Below are 607 nucleotides of genomic sequence, written 5' to 3' on the forward strand. Positions count from 1 at the left end.
AGCTCCTCGGAGGGCTCGGCACCGTCCTGATCCAGCGCATCGGCCCAGCCCCGGGCCACCCGGGCCAGGAAGTCCGCGTCGTTCTCCGCGGCCGTGCGGGCCCCGGCGTCACAGGCGTGCCGGACCTTCTCCAGCGCCGCCGTGATGATCGTCGCGGCCCGGGATGCGACCTCCCCGGACGCGACCGCCGCACCGAGTTCCGCGTGCACGGCCGGGACGGGCTGGCCGGCAAGTCCTTGGCGGGGCAGCAGGCCCCCGGCCAGGGACAGCCGGCGCTTAGCCTCCGGCGCACCGATCCGCAGCCGCGCCCGCAGGAACTCCGCCGTGCTCCGATACCCGTCATCGACCACCGCCGCGTCACCGGCCGCATCCCACGGCACACCCTCCCCGGACAGCGCATCGGGCGAAGCCGCAGAAACGGGCACACCGTCGATCCCACCATTGATTCCGCCGTCGGTCCCGTCATCGGCCACAGCACCACTCACCGTGCCGGATGGTGCGCCGGCGGCCGCGGTTCCGGGGGCGTCGTCGCGCCAGCCCGTCGTCCACGACATGCCGGCCCCCGCCGCCGTCCTCGCCCCCGCGGACTGCGTCCTGGTCCGGCCCA

General features: G+C 75.5%; 1 protein-coding gene. It reads right to left on the bottom strand.

Translation table 11 applies throughout. From position 1 onward, the window contains the following. Positions 1–554: DUF222 domain-containing protein (locus ABD243_RS08810; RefSeq protein ID WP_344364428.1), on the bottom strand; the 554-nt coding region annotated here is incomplete at its 3' end. Positions 555–607 lie beyond the last annotated feature (53 nt).

Source organism: Arthrobacter humicola (assembly GCF_039531445.1).
GTDB lineage: Bacteria > Actinomycetota > Actinomycetes > Actinomycetales > Micrococcaceae > Arthrobacter > Arthrobacter humicola.